Below are 17,797 nucleotides of genomic sequence, written 5' to 3' on the forward strand. Positions count from 1 at the left end.
GAATCTCCCCGAGGGAGGAGTTCAGGAAAGAGGGAAAAAATCCAAATAAAATTTACTTTTAAAATTTGAATAATGAAACTTACTAACTTTTTACTTGTAATTCTACTAGTTACTACCACCTCGCTGGTTTCCCAAACTATTGAGGTAGACAGTTTGCATAGACCGCGAAATTACCACATCCAGGTAAATCAATTTCAAGGCTATCCTGATTCTAATGAGGATATAACATTCCTTGGCAATAGTATTACAGCAGGGACTAATTGGAATGAATTACTCGGTTTACCGAATGCGAGAAATCGTGGTATTTCCGGGGACACCACCTTCGGTATATTGGAAAGACTGGATGAAGTTATTGAAGGCGAACCTTCAAAGGTTTTTATTCTTATAGGTATAAATGATATTGCGAGAAATTATCCTGATGAATTGATCATTTCTAACTATGAAAAAATAATCAGTAGGATTAAAGAAGGAAGTCCTAATACTGAAGTATTTATTCAGAGTATTCTGCCAGTCAACAATACCTTTACACGATATAAAAACCATTATAATAAAGATGAACATATACTGGCCATAAATAAAGAATTGAAAAACTTATCGAAAACCTATGATGTTAACTTTATTGATATTCATCCACATTTCCTAGACAAAGAAAATCGGTTAAGTAGAAAGTTTACGGAGGAAGGCCTGCATTTAAACGCACATGCCTATAAAAACTGGGCTAAGATCCTTAAACCCTATTTAAATTAAACTACTTAATAAAGGTAATTTATAGAGCATAAAACTTATTCAGGAATATAAAAAAAGAGAGGGCCAAAACCCTCTCTTTTTGTAATAGAGATCAACAATTTTAATAATATAACACCTATATTTTATTTAACACTCTTTCCGGATAATCAGTAATAATACCATCAACTTTGAGTTCCAACATCTTATTTATAGCTTCCTCTTCATTTACCGTCCAGGGAATTAAATCCATATTTCTTTCTTTAATAGAATCTACTACTTCTTTATTCTTTAAGAGCTTGTAATTAGGGCTGTAAATATCTGGTATGAATCCAAGTTTCTCTAAATTCTTATTTATACTTTCTTTGGATACTAAATACGCAACTTCAATATCCGGATATTTCTCATTTAAAATTTGTAAAATATTGACATCGAATGATTGTAGGTTCACCTTATTTTTAATGCCTTTTTCTTCAATTATATTCATCACCAGATCGACAAAATCAGCTGGTTCCGGCTGAAAAATTCCATAATTCTTTTCAGAGGATTTGATTTCGATATTATATTTAACCTCATCTAAATCATTAACCTGAATATAATTCTCTACAGTATCAATAACCTCACTCAATAAAGGTTTATAGGTTTTTTGAGGTTGTTGATTAGGAAATAAACGGTTTTTTTTCGATCCACTGTCGAACTTTCGAATACTATCATAATCCATCTTATAAAGATTATAATTTTTCTCATTTTCTTTAGCTATACTATCTCCATCTGGGGTTAGCATATACAAGGCTAACATAACGGGTTCATGCGAAACAACTATTTTTTTATCCTGAGAGACGACAACATCCAGTTCCAGAACGTCAGCACCTTTCTCTACTGCACTTAAAAAAGCAGGAATAGAGTTCTCAGGTAAATTACCCCTATCCCCTCTATGACCTTGCACTTGCACTTTTTTAGACCCTGGATTATCCTTTCTTGAGTTATCATCCTGGTTATTTTCACGGTTATTCTTACAACTAAGTGAAGCGATAAGAGATAAACATACTAGTAATCTAATTCCTTTCATTTTTCATATAAATTTTGGTTAATATAATTTTGTCAAATTTCACATTCTAACAGGTTAAGGCTAATTAAAAGAATTTTACTGAATCGGAATATTGATGGTTATTTTGTAAATAGCTATAAAGATTAATTCTTCACTTTTAATACCCTAAATCTAATTGGGATTTAACTGGTTTTATAGTCTTTTGATGTTCTTTATAAATATCTTTTATTTCTTCAATGATTTCAGGGTGATGTTCTCCAATTTCATATTTTTCCGAAGGATCGACATCAATATTAAACAATTTAGGAGTTTTGTGAATTTTTGGTTTCTCCTTGGAATAGGAAGGCTTAGTTATAAAATGAGCTTTCCAGCTACCCTTTCTTATTGCATACAACTCATCTCTTAAATAATAATAAACAACGTCATTGACCTTCTTTTTTTCTCCGCTTAACAATGGCATAAGGTCTACACCATCTAAAGTAAGATCATCAGGCAATGGCGAGCCCATAAGATTTAAAATCGTTGGATACAGGTCCATCGCAGTGGTAATTGCATCAAAGGTTTGATTTGCAGGAATCTTTCCTGGCCATCTAACCACAGCAGGGACTCGAAACCCTCCTTCATAAGTAGAAGCTTTACCTTCATAAAGTAGTCCGGCAGAACCTCCTTTTTTCCCTCTTTTAAGCCAGGGACCGTTATCACTAGTAAAAACCACAAAAGTGTTTTCGTCAATATTTAAGTCCTTCAGAGTTTTTAGTATTTCTCCCACACTCCAGTCGATTTCCTCTACTACATCTCCATATAATCCCCTTTTACTTCTATTTTCAAAATCATCCGAAACATGTAATGGAGTATGAGGAAAATTATTTGGATAGTATAAAAAGAATGGATTATCCCTGTTAGCTTCTATAAAATCAATAGCTTTTTCAGTATACCTTTTGGTTAATAGCTTCTGGTTAGGATCGTGTTCTATAATCTCTTCATTCTCATAAAGTGGTAATTTAGGAGCTTTTTTATAACGTGGAGGGAGCATATCATTAGAGTAAGGGATTCCAAAATAATAATCAAATCCGTGATTTAATGGTAAATACTCAGGTAAATGTCCTAAATGCCACTTACCAATAATTCCGGTAGTATAATTTTTCTCTTTAACTGCTTCTGCTATTGTTTTTTCCGATTGTGGCAACCCTCCTGTAGATCTTGGATAGAGAACGTTTCCACTATTTTTGGAGCCAGCCATACCACTACGTATAGGTAGCCTGCCGGTTAATAAAGCAGCTCTACTTGGGGTACATATGCTAGCCCCTACATAAAACTGAGTGAGCTTCACCCCTTCCTGCGCCATTTGATCTATATGTGGCGTTCTAATGGTGGGATGACCAAATGAACTGAGATCGCCATATCCCAGGTCATCTACAAATATCACAATTACATTGGGAGGTTTTTCCTGTCCTAATAATAAGCCCTGAATTCCCACAAGAAAAAATAGAAAAAGGATTTTTTTTGAAGTTACAGTTCGGTTAATGATTTTAATTATTTGTCCTATTTTTACCAAATTTCTCTAATTAAAATTAAACCTGCCGAGAAAGAAACGGCAGGTTTTGGCTAATCAATTCCTATAATAATTAATCAGTTCAAATGATAAACTTTTATTATTTTGAATATTGCAACTGCACTTACCAGCCAGGGTTTTGCTCTAAATTTTCATTCAGTTCTAAATCTTCCAGCGGTAAGGGGTAAAGATAATCCCTGGTTTCGTCAAAATTCCCACCTTCGAATAGCAGTAAATTTCCAGAGGTACCTTCTGTAAGTTGTCTTTCATTTATATTTATCGTTGTGGTTACTTCGTCTGGTGCACCAGAGGCATCCCCATCGTGAACATATACATCATAATTACCATCATTATTAAAATCGTGAGCTCCTAATTCCGAAAAGTATATTCCTTCAATAGGATCCTCAATTTTTTGTCCTTCTTTCCATCTCATAAGATCATCCCATCGTAAACCTTCATTAACCATCTCCACTCTTCGTTCACGACGAATCTCCAGGATCACCCCTTTATTTGGTCCTTCTACATTCTCATAAAGACTATCCTGATAAGGATCGGGGTTAGCATTAGCTTCGGCCATATTTAAATGTGGTAAACCTACACGATCTCTTAATTTATTTATTGAAATATCAAGATCACCCTGAGTTAATGTACCCAGCTCTGCTTTTGCTTCAGCATAAATCAACAAGGCTTCCGCATATCGGAAAAGTATAAGGTCATTAAATGATCCTCCCGATCCCCACTGTGGTCCTTTTGGTGGAAGGGCTTTTATTACTCTATAACCCGTCCTTGTTATATCTAAATTAACTGGCTCACGTTCCTCTGAGCCATAGGTAGAAAAGTCAGGTCCTGCTGTAGTTTGGGTTAATCTAGGGTCTCGGTTTTGCATCTCCTCATAAAACTCCATAGTGTTAAACCCGGGTTGATCAGTAAATGGAGTGCCATCAGCCATTAAATAGCTATTCACCAAATCTTTGGATAACCCCCATCTTCCCTGGGTAGGAGCAGTCATGCGATAAGCAAGATCATGAGTTCTTAATCCAAATTCATAATCTACTGCTAAAATAGTTTCCGTCATGTTTTGGTCTTCCATTGCGAATAAATCCAGGTATGCCTGGTCCTCCCCCCCACTTGTATAAAGTTCATATGCACCCGAATCCATCAACTGCTTTGCCGCGGAAGCTGCTTCCGACAGAAACCTTTCATAATCATCCATTCCATGATATTTTCTATATGTTCCTTCGAATAGGGCGATACGAGCTTTTAAAATTAATGCTGTATATTTTGTTATTCGATTTAATTCTTTCTCAGCAGGTATATTTTCAATGGCATAATCAATATCAGCCATAATGGAATCCATTACTAATTCTCTGGAATCTCTTGCTTTTAATAATAGTTCCTCGTCATCCTGGTTAATTACTTCACTATACCAGGGCACATCACCAAATCGTTGCACTTTTTCGAAATAAAAGTAAGCTCTGAAAAATTTTGCAATTCCGGAATATTTCGCCGTAGCTTCGGCATCATCTACCCTATCGTAATTTTCTAGAAAATAGTTAATCCTACGCAAATAACCCCAGGACCATCCTCCGCTCCCACGGTCAGTTGGAACTCTTCGAGTCCCTCTAAGCCTATCTCCTGCACTTACACCTAAAATATTATCTGAATCCGAATCGTCCATGTACACGGATGTACTCGGCAATACATCATATAAGTCATTGGTATATGCTTCCAGGTCAGCACCTGTATTGAAAAACTCGTCTGAAGTTACTGCATCCCCTGGTGGTTGGTCTAGTATATCAGCGTCACAGCTTATCAAAAAAAGCGATAAAGCTACTAGCGACGATACACGAACTATCTTTTTCTGTATATCTATTTTTTTCATTTTGAACATTGTTGATTTATATATTTTATTAACCTTCTATCCCAAAGGGAAAATTATAGGTTGATTTGTAGGCCTGCCGAAAAGGTTTTACCCATAGGATACAATTGGGTATCCGTTGCTGATCTTCCACTCACGCTATTTGGATTGGAATAACTTACGTGAGCTCCCACCTCTTCCGGATCCAGATATTTCGTCAAACCTCCAAAACTCCATGTAAATATATTTTCTCCACTAAGAAAAACTCTTAGTCTCTTTACATTAATCTTTTTAGTAAAAGTTGGCGGAATGGTGTATCCCAGGGTTAGGTTTTTAATTCTTAAATAACCAATATTGGTTAAAAAGTGGTCATTATAATTATAAGACATACGACCATTACTTAAAGCATTATATGCTCTTTGTCTTTGTGGAAATATTCTGTTTGGATCGTTAGGATGTGCTGGATCCCATACCTGGTTTAATAAATCTTTTCTGATAAAAGATGTATAAGGCCTATGGAAAGTTGCCCAATATAAAGGCCCGTTAGGATACCAATCTTGTTTTGCAACTCCCTGTCCTATAACAGTTAGGTCAATATTCTTCCATGTCGCACTTATATTAAAACCAAAAGGAAATTGAGGTAAAGCATTTCCAATCGGAACCAGGTCCCCATGATCTTCCAGGGTATTATTACCATTGTCTATACTTCCATCACCATCAACATCTACATACCTAAGATCTCCTCCGCGCAATAGGTTCCAGTCACTATTTGATCCGTAATCCAATATTCCTCTATAAACTCTAAACAGGTTATCTCTTCCGTATTCACTTTGAAAGGCGGCAGCCTCCTCATCTGACTGGAACTGTCCATCTATACGGTAACCCCATATTTCGCCTATTCGCTGTCCTTCATAAAAAGTACTTAATAAACCATTTGGATTATCAAATTTTGTTATTTCTGCTGTATTATTAGACACATTTGCTTGAGCACTTAGAGATAACTCAGAACCCAAAACCATAAACTCATCATTATATCCCAGGGTTACTTCAAAACCTCTATTCCGCATGGCAGCATAATTTCTTCTAGGTTCCGAAGCTCCAAAAACGGCTGGAAGCGGTTGACCAGGTAAATACATATCTCGGGTATTACGTTCGTAAACTTCAAGAGAGGTCGTTAATTTATCCTCGAAGAATCCCATATTTAATCCAACATTTGTAGAGGTTATTTTTTCCCATCCAATATTAGCCGGCAGTGGTGAAGGTACTCTGGCATAATTACTCTGTTCACCATTGAACAACCAGGTTGTTCTCCCCATTCCAATTAATTGTCTAAAGGTATTTACCCCTACGCTTTGATTTCCAAGCTTACCATAAGAGGCTTTTAGCTTTAAAGAAGAGATGACATTTTCCAGGGAAGGCGTCCAAAAGTCTTCTTTATCAATAATCCACCCACCAGCTATAGATGGAAATAACCCCCATCTATTCTCTTCAGGAAAACGGGATGAACCATCATAACGCGCATTAACTTCCAAAAGGTATTTACCGTCATAATCATAATTAAAACGTCCAAAGTAACCTTGAATAGCCCATTCCAGGGTAGAACCTTCCATATCCAACATTTCGGTTCCAAAAGATATATTAGCTTTATCCCTTGTTAGCAAATCCTCTATCCTCATTCCCACTCTATCGCGGTCAAACTCTTCTTGGTTAAAACCAAGCATTACCTTAAAATTATGTTTATCGGCGATTTCAGTGGTATAGGTTCCGTAAATATTGATCGCAGTATAATAATCTTTCCAACGATATTCATTATGTCGATTTAAACCTTCGTTTTCTAATAGCTCGAGTTTATTTCCAGAGAGATAACTAAACGGTTTATAATTAAATGTTCTATCTGTTCTATCAATGCTATAGTTATAATTCATATTAAGCACTAAGCCTTTGAGTGGCTTTATTTCAGCCCCCAGAGTATTCGTTTGATTTTCATACGTCCATTGACGATGAGCCGCTCCTTCTTTTAAAGCACCCAGCCGACCAACATAACCATTTCCGGTACGACCTACACTAACACCATACCCATCAACAAAAGCAGGATGGTTAGGGAAAAGATCTCTCCATTTACTAACCCCAAATTCATCGCCCCAACCATTTTTCGTTCCGGCATATTGTTCATCATACCTGCTACTAAACCTACTCAAAGCATTTAATTCTAACCACTTATAAGGCTTAGCAGTCAATTTAAGCTGGAGATTGTACCGTTTCATTTCCGCATCCTGGATATTTTGAATTTTTTCTCTTTCATAGGTTCTTCCAGAAATCACTCCTCGTAATTTTTCAGAACCACCCGAAACAGAAATGTTATTTATCTGGTGGGATCTACGATCTTTAAATAAGACATCGTAAAAATCTGTGTTTCCAAAGAATTTATAGGTCCCGTCAGGTTGTTGTTCATAAAAAGGTTCACGCTCACCATTCCCCACTTGTTGAGCAATCTCCCAATCTTCGTCTTCATAACACACGTAACAGCCACTATGATAAGAACCTATAGCATCGTCAACCCATTTAGCATATGTATATGGGTTAGTAACGAAATCGGTTCGGGTAGTATTTGTTGTAAAACCAATATTATTAGAGTATTCCACGTTAAACTCACCTTCTTTTCCGGATTTTGTAGTTATTAAGACTACACCAAATGAACCTCTTGCTCCATAAATAGCCGCTGCACCAGCATCCTTTAATACCGTTACGCTTTCTATGTCGTTAGGGTTTATATTTGCGAGATCACCTTCAATCCCGTCAATTATAACAAGCGGAGACCCACCATTTATAGAATTAAAACCCCGAATATTAATCTCTGGAGTTGTTGAGGGATCACCACCGGATGCCGAACGAATATTTAATCCCGGCACTGCTCCTTGCAAAGAACTTGCAATATCGGCTGATGGTCGAGTTTCGATATTACCCAAATCTGCAGTGCTAACTGAACCTACTAGGTTCTCCTCCCTTTGTGTTCCATAACCCACAACTACTACCTCATCTAAACTTTCTGAATCTTCTTCTAATGTAATATTAAATGTAGCTTGAGATCCAATATTAACTTCTTTAGATTCATAACCTAAAAAGGAAAAAACCAAAATAGTATTATTGCTATCAGAAACTGATAGAGAAAATTCTCCATCAAAATCTGTAACGGTTCCATTAGAGGTTCCTTTTTCCTGAACAGTAACACCAGGTATAGGCATCCCTATTTCATCAGACACCACCCCGGAAACCGGTCTTTCCTGGGCATGTATAACCCACCCGCCAAGAACGAAGGTTAGTAACATTAATCGTTTTAAAATTTGTTTCATAATTTTTGGATTATATTTCATAGTTAGGTTTGCAAATATTTGGTTTAGTTTTCACTTCTTCCCTTAATTAAAAGTTGCCCTTTTATTAATTTTATGTTAGCTAACTCTTGTCTACGCCTCACTACGTAAGGCGAAAACGATATCGTAAACCGGAAAATGTTCCCACTAAATCATTTATTCACATTAGGTTAACATAATCAAATGTAAAAAATAAAAACAAAAGAAAACAAATTAAAACCAAAAAAAGTTCATTTTTTATTTTCATTTGTTATTTTTGATACCATTTTATCATTTAAAATATTAATGAATGAATATAGAAACCTTTCCAAATGGCTTAGAAATAGATAATTCTTTAACAAAACTTAAAGATTCTAAAAAGGTTTGCAATATTTGAACAGGCCTATTCAGTTGGTAGCACGTATAATCACTCTAATAAAAACAAAAGGAAGAATACAAGTCTTTAATTGAAAAAAAATCCGCAAATAATTCAAGTTCTGAAAAGAAAAAAGTACAGTTTTAAAATTCTATAAAAAAAAACCAGAATGAAACCAAAACTAAGATGTTGTACAATTGTTTTATTATGTTTTCTTGGATTATCTGCAAAATCGCAAGAAATTACAGAATCCACTTTTGGCAATGGCCTTATTAATGTAGTTGCGAAAGATAGTTCATATAGCCTAAAATTTGCTACTAGGTTCCAGACGCTATTTTCTTCTCGGTGGACCTTCACGGAGGATGACACCTCCACTTCTGGAGAAACGAATATGCTAATTAGAAGAGCAAGATTAAAATTTGAAGGCTTTGCATATTCTCCCAAGCTTGAATATAAAATCGAACTAGGGCTTTCAAATAGAGATATTTCTGGAGGTAATGAATTTACAGGCAATGCTCCTCGATATATTCTGGATGCCGTGCTAAAGTGGAACTTCTATAAAAATTTCGTATTGTGGGCTGGCCAGACTAAACTGCCTGGTAACAGGGAAAGGGTTATTTCATCAGGAGATTTGCAATTAGTAGATCGCTCTCTTTTAAATAGCCGATACAACATAGATCGGGATATAGGTGTGCAATTACATCATTCTCATCAACTAGGAGAAAATATTCTAATAAAAAAAGCTATAAGTTTTTCTCAGGGTGAAGGACGAAATATTATTTCGGGAAATCTGGGAGGTTTTCAATACACCGGAAGATTGGAATTATTTCCCTTCGGGAATTTTAATGCGTATGAACAGGCAGATTTAGATCGATATAAATCCCCAAAACTTGCAGTAGGATTTACATTTGACCACAACAATAATGCAGTAAGAAATCGCTCTAATATGGGCAACTATATGCGTACAGATTATGGATTCCACGAGACAGATATAAACACCTATTTTATTGATGCAATGTTTAAATATAGAGGCTTATCAATTATGGGCGAGTATGCTAAAAGGAATGCAGAAAGTCCAATAGCGCTAAACTCCAATGGAACTCCAACTGGAGATAAGGTTAACGAGGGTACCGGAATAAACTTTCAAATTGGGTATTTACTTGACAATAATTATGAATTGGTAGGACGAGTTACCCATATTGATCGAAAATTCCAGCTTCCAAATAACATTGAAAATCAATACACCATAGGGTTATCCAAATACATCATAAACCATAAACTCAAAATTCAAACTGATATTAGTTTGAACGATATGGACCACAGCATTACCAACCGAACGTTATATAGACTTCAAATTGATTTCCATTTCTAGGGTAATAAGCATACAAAAAGTCATCTTCTATAAAAAAAAGAGAAATAAGTGATAGCTACGCGCAATAAAACGCGGTAGATAAAATTATTCTGAAAACTGATGAGATATTAAACAATCGTGATTTTAATTCCATGTTCCTCCAGGGCCTCTCTTGTAAACTTAGAAATCCCGGTATCAGTAATAATTTCATCAATACTATCAAAACCACAGATTCTACCAAAGCCTCGTTTACCAAACTTCGTGGAATCAGCAAGCACAACTGTTTTTTGAGATACTTTTATCATTTCTCTATTAAGTCTCGCTTCCATCATATTCGCAGTAGTAAGTCCAAATTCCAGATCAATTCCATCAACTCCCAGGAATAACTTAGAACAGGAAAAATCAGAGAGGTTATTTTCAGCATATAAACCTGTCACCGAAGAAGAGCGTTTACGAAGTATACCTCCCAGTTGAATTACTTCAATTTCTTTATGTTGATTTAATTCCAGGGCTACATTTAAAGCGGGGGTTATAACGGTTAGATTTTCAAGAGGCTTTATGTTCTTAGCTAAAGACAGAACTGTAGTACCGGAAGCGATTAAGATAGAATCATTCGCAGTAACCATTTTCGCTGCAATTTCACCAATTCCCATTTTTTCTGAAAGATGAATTTTCTCCTTTTCATTCACATGTCTATCCGTAGTATAAGGGTTAGTATGTGTCGCTCCCCCATGCATTCTGTAAAGCAACCCCTTTTCTTCGAGAAATTTTAAATCTTTCCGCACTGTTACAGAAGATACATCAAATTCATCACATAAGTCCTGAACCTTTACTTGTCCATCTTTATTAATTTTTTCAATAATTATTTGATGCCTATCTACTGTTCCCATTGAGCTGCTTGTATACTAAAGTTAATAATAGCAAAATACGATATTTTCATTAGACTCTCAAAATTGAATATATCTTATATTTGATCTACGTAGATTAAGAATTATATTGCGAATGATTTAGACACACTGTATTTCATCCTCACCGATTTCGGTAATTTTAACAAAGTTGTACGTTTTGTGCACTTATTTCTTTTAACTCCCTATATAATAACTTTTAGGTAGCCTAAAACTTCAAAAATACCTTTAGGAGTACCGGATATTATCTCAATAAAAACAAAAAAAAAGCCATTATTTCAGAAATCAATAATCCGATAATGAGCTGCTTCAAATAACAAGTCCTAAATCAGGAAACGACACCCTGGGAAATCGTATTTCTTCAGTAAAAGGAAATATTTATTTTGAAAGTAAATTAAAACAGCATTAAAAATATATTGAAGTTTCTTCTGAATGATTCTTTCCTATCGTTATAATTAACTTCAAAGTTTTTCTTTTCAAATCATAAAAAACAGGATGTAGTTTTTAAATATTTAAAGTGGTATTAAATTCAATTTAATAGTCGAAGCTTTTGTCCCTGTGGGACGAAAAGGTAGAGCAAGAGGGTAACGGGCAGAGCCCCGTTAAGAATTACCTTTCAAAACACAAACAACTGTTTATCAGTTATTTAAGTAATTTCATTCAAGGGTCATAATTAAAAATAAGCTGTTTTATTACTAAAAACCCTTGAAACCCATTGAAAAATGGTAGAAATTTTACTAAAAAATGGATGAAGAATATAAAAAAAGAGAAGTTCGAGACTCTTAAGATCAAGACTTCCGTAGCCAAAAAGTTTAGAAGGGTTAGCCGGGATTTATCTAAATCTCACTCAATGACACTATTATCGATGGTCGTTTTTTTTGAAATGAATAGTATTTCCCCCCATGAAATGATGGGTCCAAAAATGCAGACTCTCGAAAACCTAGTCAAAAAAAAGAATAAATGCAGTTATCGCAATTTTGAAAGATATAGAGAAGAATAAAGTAAACCCCACTTTGGCTATTTTAATGTCACTTATGGAAGCAGCAGATCCTAAAAATAACCACTCGAATAGGAAAAGGGATTATGAGCAAGACGATACTCATCCTGATTTTTATAAATAATTACCCGATTTGAATTTCAGTTTTTTATTTCGGTAATTTATATTCCAATGCCTTCCCTTTTGCTGCGAAAGAAACAAGCTTTGAAATTAACCGGAGCGCCTTTAGATTTGTTATATAGGATATTTCTATTGTTATGATAGTGTTGAAAAGAGGGGGTCTGGGGGAGACTGATAACTTATAAAAATGTGCATAACTTTATAGAAAACAAAAAGAATGGGGTGAACTTTCCGGAGCGCTAGGTTAATGACCTCTTTTATGTAATAGTCCCCATTCTTTCTAACCTGGTTGCTAGGACCAAATAGGATTTTAGCCTTTGCTTTTAAAGGTTTTAGTTTAAGCAACCCTTTAACTATTTTAAAAATTATGAAACAAAGGATGTTCTTGGAATAGATGCCAGCAAGTCATCATTAGACTGTTGTATCCACATGAGTGGTTTGCAGTCAAAGTTTGACAATGATCCTGATGGCATTTATCAAATGATTAAATGGGCACTGGAGAGCACCAAGCTTGTTAAGGAGCAGGTTCTTTTCATCTTTGAACACACTGGGCTTTATACAAATCAGCTCACTCAGGCCTTAAGCGAAAAGGAATGTACTTTTTATATAGCAGCTGGATTAGAGGTTAAACGTTCCCTGGGTATTTCCCGTGGAAAAGATGATAAAGCAGATGCAAAACGGATAGCCCAATACGGATATCGGATAAGGGAAGAGCTAAAAGCTTCAAAGATGACCAGTATTCCAGTAGCAAGACTAAAACGCCTGGCATCTATGCGTCGAAAATTGGTTTCCCAGCGGGGAGGCCATAAGGCTACTTTAAAAGAACAAAAAAGGGTATTGGAAAATGAATCAGTTCTCTTTGAAGTTCAAAAAAAATTATTGATTTACTTTCGAAACAGATAGTTATAATTGAAAAAGAGATGGATAGTGTTATCGTGCAGGATTCTGAACTTAAGAATTTGCTCCGGCTTTTGCTCAGCATCAAGGGTATTGGAAAAGTCACCGCCCGTTTTTTGATTATTCATACAAATGGTTTCACAACTTTTAAAACTTGGAGAAAATTCGCTTCCTATTGTGGCATCGCACCCTTCCCTTATAGATCCGGAACAAGTATTAGGGGGCGTACAAAAGTAAGCAGGTTGGCTAATACCGAAGGAAAAGCATTATTACATTTATGTGCGGCCGGTTCAATCCAGTACAATCCGGAATTGAAAGCATACTATGAAAATAGGGTTAATCAAGGAAAAAATAAAATGAGTACCCTGAATATAATCAGGAACAAACTATTAGCCAGGGCATTCTCAGTTATTGGAAGAGGCACTCCTTATGTAGACATTATGAAGTACGCCTCCTGAATAACTTACAAATTACTGTAAACACAAATAAGGATAACTGACTGTTACTCCACTTATTCTAAGTTTTCAGACTATAAAATAGTGGGCAAGGAAAAATATTGCTTAAAAGTGACTTAGCTATTGATTCTGAAAATATCTTAGTCAATGTTGAGTTTTACTGGGATGTTGATTCTCTTCCATATTCTAATTGAATCACTTATAACTCCTGCCATGCCCACACCATACCTTTTTTCTAGCAAAAAAACAACATCCTTTCTTGGACAGCGGCATAAAGCCGCTCCGGCGTAGCGCCCCAATTTGTACAAAGCCTGTCCTTTCAAGCCTTCACAAGGTTCACCATGGCAGGTAGTATAATTATTCTTTGGCTCCATTTCTATTATGAGGTCAACATCTTTAATCGTATTTTCATAATCCCTGTAGAAATAAAGTAAAGACCAGGCACGGTATTGCAGGGCAAAAGTATTGTCCTGTTCAATATCTCTTTCAACTGCCTCATTTAATATTTCCATAGCTTTAATATGCTCACCTCTTTTTTTATAGGAATAGGAAAGTGGTACATACCCATTGATAGATCATGATATAAAGTTGCAACGGAATCCCGTTCCTTTTCGGTAAGATCATCAAACTTATTTTCAACCGACGATTCAGATTTACAACCGACAATTAAACCTATAAACAGAAAGACAAGAAAAATTCTTATGTACATAGATCTGTTATTTTTCCGTTTGTGATCTTGAACATCAAAAAGGAGTGAATATCTTTATAAAACCATCCCGGTTCAACCTCTGGCCATTCCTTCAGCTTCATCACTTCGTTTATTAAATGCTTTACAAGAGCGGGCTCAAAAGAAGTTGATTTATAGTCCCGGTCCATCTGTTCCAGTCCAAGATTACCCATTTTTCCTTCACAGTTTAGGGTAAAATGCACAGTAATATATCCATCTCCCGAAGCTTCCGGAGCGTTTTGACCTATTTTTCTGTTAAGAAATTCATTACCCTTGAGATAGGTTAAATCCTTATGATAGTACTCCCCGGGCTGGCCTTCCATACATCTCTCAAATATGTAGACATTTTTAGGTTTTTGGCTTTTTTCGGAAACTACAAATTGTTCAGTCACTTCATCATTATTCCTAAAAGTTCTTAAGCTGAAAGATTCAGTAGTAGCTTCTAAAATCTGGAATAATGTTTCGTCTTTATCTGTTGTATGATCTTTGGTAAAAAAGACTTTTCCCTTTCTTTCAAATATCTGATACTGGGAAACCTCTTTTTCGGCATACACCGGTTCATCATTATAAAAATAGGTAAAGACTGTTTGCAGGCTATCTTTGAAAAAGCTAATTTCTTTTAGCACTTTTAGATCCCGGTTAGGACTTGCAAAGTGAGCCGATTCAACTTCAGTTTGATACGTCTTACCCTGAAGATTTTCAGAAAAAGACGATAAATTGATTTCTTTAGATTTTACTGTTTAAACAAATTGTGCAGCAAATACGGGGTGCTGATAAGGGTAATTCACACTATCGCGAATATCGGTAAGCCAAAGATTAGGCGAAGATTTAAATACTATAAACTCATGGTTCTGCATCTTCATGGTATCCATCGGCTCATAATTTAGCTGAGTCCCGCTACTACTGTCTATAATCTGATTCCTATGATTGATAAGATAATAACCGGTCCCTGTTTTTTCTAAAAGAAAAGGAAAAGGTTGATTTTTGTCTATTTTTTTAACCGTTCCTACCAAAAGTTCAGAATCCAATTCAAGGTCGTCATTACATGAGGTGAAAATGAAAATCAGGATGAAAACAGGAATAAGAAATTTTCTACCCACTTAAAATATTATTGATGTTTCGAAAATAGGAGAATTATTCCCATCAAAATTTATTTTTCTGTAAAAAATTGAAAATACATTTAAATTAGATCAAAAATTAGCAACTATTTAATCAAAGTTTGATAGTTCACAGCTTAAATATCCAGTTTTCACAAGCCAAGCAATTAACTCTTCACAGAATAAATTATTTATAAAATTCTAATTTTTAATTTATCCATCTATATTTGAATGGCACGGCTCCTTACAAACTATCATTAGAAATAAAGAAGAGGAAAAAGGAATATGAGTAAATATTTAAAAGTTAGTTTCGTTTTTTTATTTGTGGTCTTTACGTTAGTAGCAGTAGCACTATGGCAAGGTCTACACTCCTTTATTTTTGCATGGGTATTAAACTTTATGCTAATGATGGGCGTTGCCTACTTTACTCAGATCTTTAAACCGAAATTAAGTTCTACATATTTTAATCCGAAAGAATGGGAAAACGAGGGAAAGATATATAAATGGTTTGGTATCCATGCATTTAGAAAGATACTGGTATGGACTGGTTGGGAAAAACTCAACAAAGCTTCCAATCCTGTAAAGAAGAATTTTACTGCATTAAAACATTTGGAATATAACACTCGACAATCTGAATTTGGACATTTGATTATATTTTTAATAGTATTGGCTTTTACTATTTTCGTAATATTATACTACGGGTTTCAGCAATCTCTATCACTAATTATTCTCAACATTCTTCTTAATGTTTACCCAATCGGAATTCAACGATACAACCGACCTCGGCTGCGGAAGGCTATAAACAATTATAGGAATTTCTCCATACTTAATAACAATTAGAACAGATATAAGGACGATCTTATAACCAAGACATATCCTCAAAGATAAATGGCTAAGAAGCGTTTATTGAAGTCAGGAAGAAAAGAATAAAAACCCGCTACACTATTCTACATAAGGTTTAGATGTTTTTTCTAACAACTCCACAATTTGCTAAGCAAAGAACTGATCAAAAATTTTATAATATTTTCAGGGGAAGGGAATTTTAAACCTGTTTCTCATGTCTATAGTATGGTCCGCTTAGAACTTCTTGAATGCATTAATGTCCCTGGTTTTATAATCTTCAAATAGCATCGCTATTCTTATCTTTTTCTGTTAACTTTAATTATTAAAAAATTTACCATGTTGGATAACAACCCACCAAAACAGTCTCCAAAAAATGAAGCGGTTCTTCATTCGGGTGGAAAAAAATTATTTTTCAATAAAGAATATATAGGTGAATTTGTCTATGGAGGTATAGATGGAGCAATAACCACTTTCGCTGTCGTAGCCGGTGCTGAAGGTGCCAGCCTGGGGATTTCGGTAGTGATCATACTTGGGTTAGCTAATTTAATTGCAGATGGTTTTTCTATGTCTGTAGGTAATTTTTTCTCTACCAAAGCCGAGAAAGATAATTTCGATAAACACAGGCAGGTAGAATATTGGGAAATTGAAAATCTAAGGGAAAAAGAAGTCCAGGAAATAAGGGAAATCTATAGCGCCAAAGGCTTTAGTGGAGAATTACTGGAACAGGTAGTTGAAGTAATAACAGCCAACAAGGAGGTGTGGGTAGATACTATGATGAAAGAGGAACTCGAGATGGTAAGAGGTGAAAAAACTCCGTATAAAACAGCCGGAGTAACGTTTATAAGTTTTATAGTAGTGGGAGCCGTTCCTCTGCTTTCCTATGTATTTATGAGTGATGATACCTCAAACATAAATTCTCAACTTTTTCTTTATTCCTGTATTCTTACCGCAATTGCACTTTCAATTGTGGGAGCACTAAAAAGTTTGGTAACCGAAAAAAATGTAATTATAGGAATTCTCGAAACGCTATTATTAGGCGGAATTGCAGCTTTTCTTGCCTATTACGTGGGAGATGTACTGGAAAAAATGTTTTTATAGGTGTTTTAATTAATCCGGTGGGAGAAAGATAGTAACCCCTAAATTGATTATTTAATAATTAAACATTGCTCCATTTTTTTATTAAATTAATTCCTGGTCTGGCTCCTCTTTATTATTCTTCTTTTCCTGCGCCAGCCTAAGTTGCTCCTGCAACTTTTCCATATCCTAAAATATGCACCGAATTGAGCACCAATTACTTAGGTTAATTTGGGATATTTTGATATGTTGTGGAATAAAAAAAGCCTCTAAATCATTGATTTTGAGGCTTTTTGAGTGATTTTGGTATTTTAAAAGCGGTCTGGACGAGACTCGAACTCGCGACCCCCTGCGTGACAGGCAGGTATTCTAACCAACTGAACTACCAGACCGTTGCTTTATTGCGAGTGCAAATATACATCTGTTT

Annotated in this window: 16 protein-coding genes and 1 tRNA gene; 8 read left to right on the forward strand and 9 right to left on the reverse strand. The window is 35.3% G+C overall.

What is annotated here, in order from left to right:
* The first annotated feature begins 72 nt into the window (after positions 1–72).
* A complete protein-coding gene (locus B4F31_RS07475; RefSeq protein ID WP_286761001.1) occupies positions 73–747 on the forward strand; it encodes a GDSL-type esterase/lipase family protein in 675 nt (224 codons plus the stop codon).
* Positions 748–862: 115 nt separating this feature from the next.
* Here B4F31_RS07475 and B4F31_RS07480 read toward each other — a convergent pair whose 3' ends face one another.
* The 4 genes from B4F31_RS07480 to B4F31_RS07495 all read right to left on the reverse strand — a co-directional run bounded on the left by B4F31_RS07480 (position 863) and on the right by B4F31_RS07495 (position 8,531).
* Positions 863–1,792, reverse strand: coding sequence for a glycerophosphodiester phosphodiesterase family protein (locus B4F31_RS07480; protein WP_075325039.1), 930 nt, complete (start codon positions 1,790–1,792; stop codon positions 863–865).
* A gap of 136 nt (positions 1,793–1,928) precedes the next feature.
* A complete protein-coding gene (locus tag B4F31_RS07485; protein ID WP_198036132.1) occupies positions 1,929–3,326 on the reverse strand; it encodes a sulfatase family protein in 1,398 nt (465 codons plus the stop codon).
* Positions 3,327–3,447: 121 nt separating this feature from the next.
* A complete protein-coding gene (locus B4F31_RS07490) occupies positions 3,448–5,205 on the reverse strand; it encodes a RagB/SusD family nutrient uptake outer membrane protein (RefSeq protein WP_177195684.1) in 1,758 nt (585 codons plus the stop codon).
* A gap of 53 nt (positions 5,206–5,258) precedes the next feature.
* Entirely contained in the window at positions 5,259–8,531 is a 3,273-nt protein-coding gene (locus tag B4F31_RS07495; RefSeq protein ID WP_286761002.1) for a SusC/RagA family TonB-linked outer membrane protein, read from the reverse strand.
* A gap of 542 nt (positions 8,532–9,073) precedes the next feature.
* On the opposite strand from B4F31_RS07495, the gene B4F31_RS07500 reads away from it, so the two are divergent.
* Positions 9,074–10,276, forward strand: coding sequence for a porin (locus B4F31_RS07500; protein ID WP_286761003.1), 1,203 nt, complete (start codon positions 9,074–9,076; stop codon positions 10,274–10,276).
* A 107-nt stretch (positions 10,277–10,383) separates the two neighbouring features.
* Here B4F31_RS07500 and B4F31_RS07505 read toward each other — a convergent pair whose 3' ends face one another.
* The gene (locus B4F31_RS07505) at positions 10,384–11,145 is read right to left on the reverse strand and encodes a DeoR/GlpR family DNA-binding transcription regulator (RefSeq protein WP_093304436.1); all 762 of its coding nucleotides are present in this window, start codon (positions 11,143–11,145) and stop codon (positions 10,384–10,386) included.
* 763 nt (positions 11,146–11,908) lie between these two features.
* Between B4F31_RS07505 and B4F31_RS18140 the strand changes: the two genes are divergently transcribed.
* The 4 genes from B4F31_RS18140 (at position 11,909) to B4F31_RS07515 (ending at position 13,632) form a co-directional block, all read left to right on the forward strand.
* On the forward strand, positions 11,909–12,160 hold the full coding sequence (locus B4F31_RS18140; RefSeq protein WP_414706129.1) for a BfmA/BtgA family mobilization protein: 252 nt from the start codon (positions 11,909–11,911) through the stop codon (positions 12,158–12,160).
* Entirely contained in the window at positions 12,138–12,281 is a 144-nt protein-coding gene (locus B4F31_RS18145; protein WP_414706130.1) for a hypothetical protein, read from the forward strand. The genes B4F31_RS18140 and B4F31_RS18145 overlap by 23 nt, the downstream gene beginning before the upstream one ends.
* Positions 12,282–12,706: 425 nt before the next feature.
* A complete protein-coding gene (locus B4F31_RS07510) occupies positions 12,707–13,180 on the forward strand; it encodes an IS110 family transposase (protein ID WP_286761004.1) in 474 nt (157 codons plus the stop codon).
* Positions 13,181–13,197: 17 nt separating this feature from the next.
* Complete coding sequence (locus B4F31_RS07515) at positions 13,198–13,632, forward strand: IS110 family transposase (protein WP_286761005.1); 435 nt, start codon at positions 13,198–13,200, stop codon at positions 13,630–13,632.
* Between the two features lie 137 nt (positions 13,633–13,769).
* Here B4F31_RS07515 and B4F31_RS07520 read toward each other — a convergent pair whose 3' ends face one another.
* The 3 genes from B4F31_RS07520 to B4F31_RS07530 form a co-directional block, all read right to left on the reverse strand.
* Entirely contained in the window at positions 13,770–14,141 is a 372-nt protein-coding gene (locus tag B4F31_RS07520) for a hypothetical protein (protein WP_286761006.1), read from the reverse strand.
* Between the two features lie 187 nt (positions 14,142–14,328).
* Entirely contained in the window at positions 14,329–14,982 is a 654-nt protein-coding gene (locus B4F31_RS07525; RefSeq protein WP_286761007.1) for a hypothetical protein, read from the reverse strand.
* 114 nt (positions 14,983–15,096) lie between these two features.
* Positions 15,097–15,456, reverse strand: a complete 360-nt coding sequence (locus B4F31_RS07530) for a hypothetical protein (protein ID WP_286761008.1) — start codon at positions 15,454–15,456, stop codon at positions 15,097–15,099.
* A gap of 405 nt (positions 15,457–15,861) precedes the next feature.
* Between B4F31_RS07530 and B4F31_RS18150 the strand changes: the two genes are divergently transcribed.
* Positions 15,862–16,293, forward strand: coding sequence for a hypothetical protein (locus B4F31_RS18150; protein WP_414706134.1), 432 nt, complete (start codon positions 15,862–15,864; stop codon positions 16,291–16,293).
* A gap of 339 nt (positions 16,294–16,632) precedes the next feature.
* Positions 16,633–17,394: a VIT1/CCC1 transporter family protein gene (locus tag B4F31_RS07535; RefSeq protein WP_286761009.1), complete on the forward strand. Its 762-nt coding sequence runs from the start codon at positions 16,633–16,635 to the stop codon at positions 17,392–17,394.
* A 294-nt stretch (positions 17,395–17,688) separates the two neighbouring features.
* Here B4F31_RS07535 and B4F31_RS07540 read toward each other — a convergent pair.
* Positions 17,689–17,762: transfer RNA gene (locus B4F31_RS07540), tRNA-Asp, on the reverse strand.
* Positions 17,763–17,797: the final 35 nt, after the last annotated feature.

This window comes from Salegentibacter sp. UBA1130, assembly GCF_002311535.1.
In the GTDB taxonomy this organism is placed as follows: domain Bacteria; phylum Bacteroidota; class Bacteroidia; order Flavobacteriales; family Flavobacteriaceae; genus Salegentibacter; species Salegentibacter agarivorans.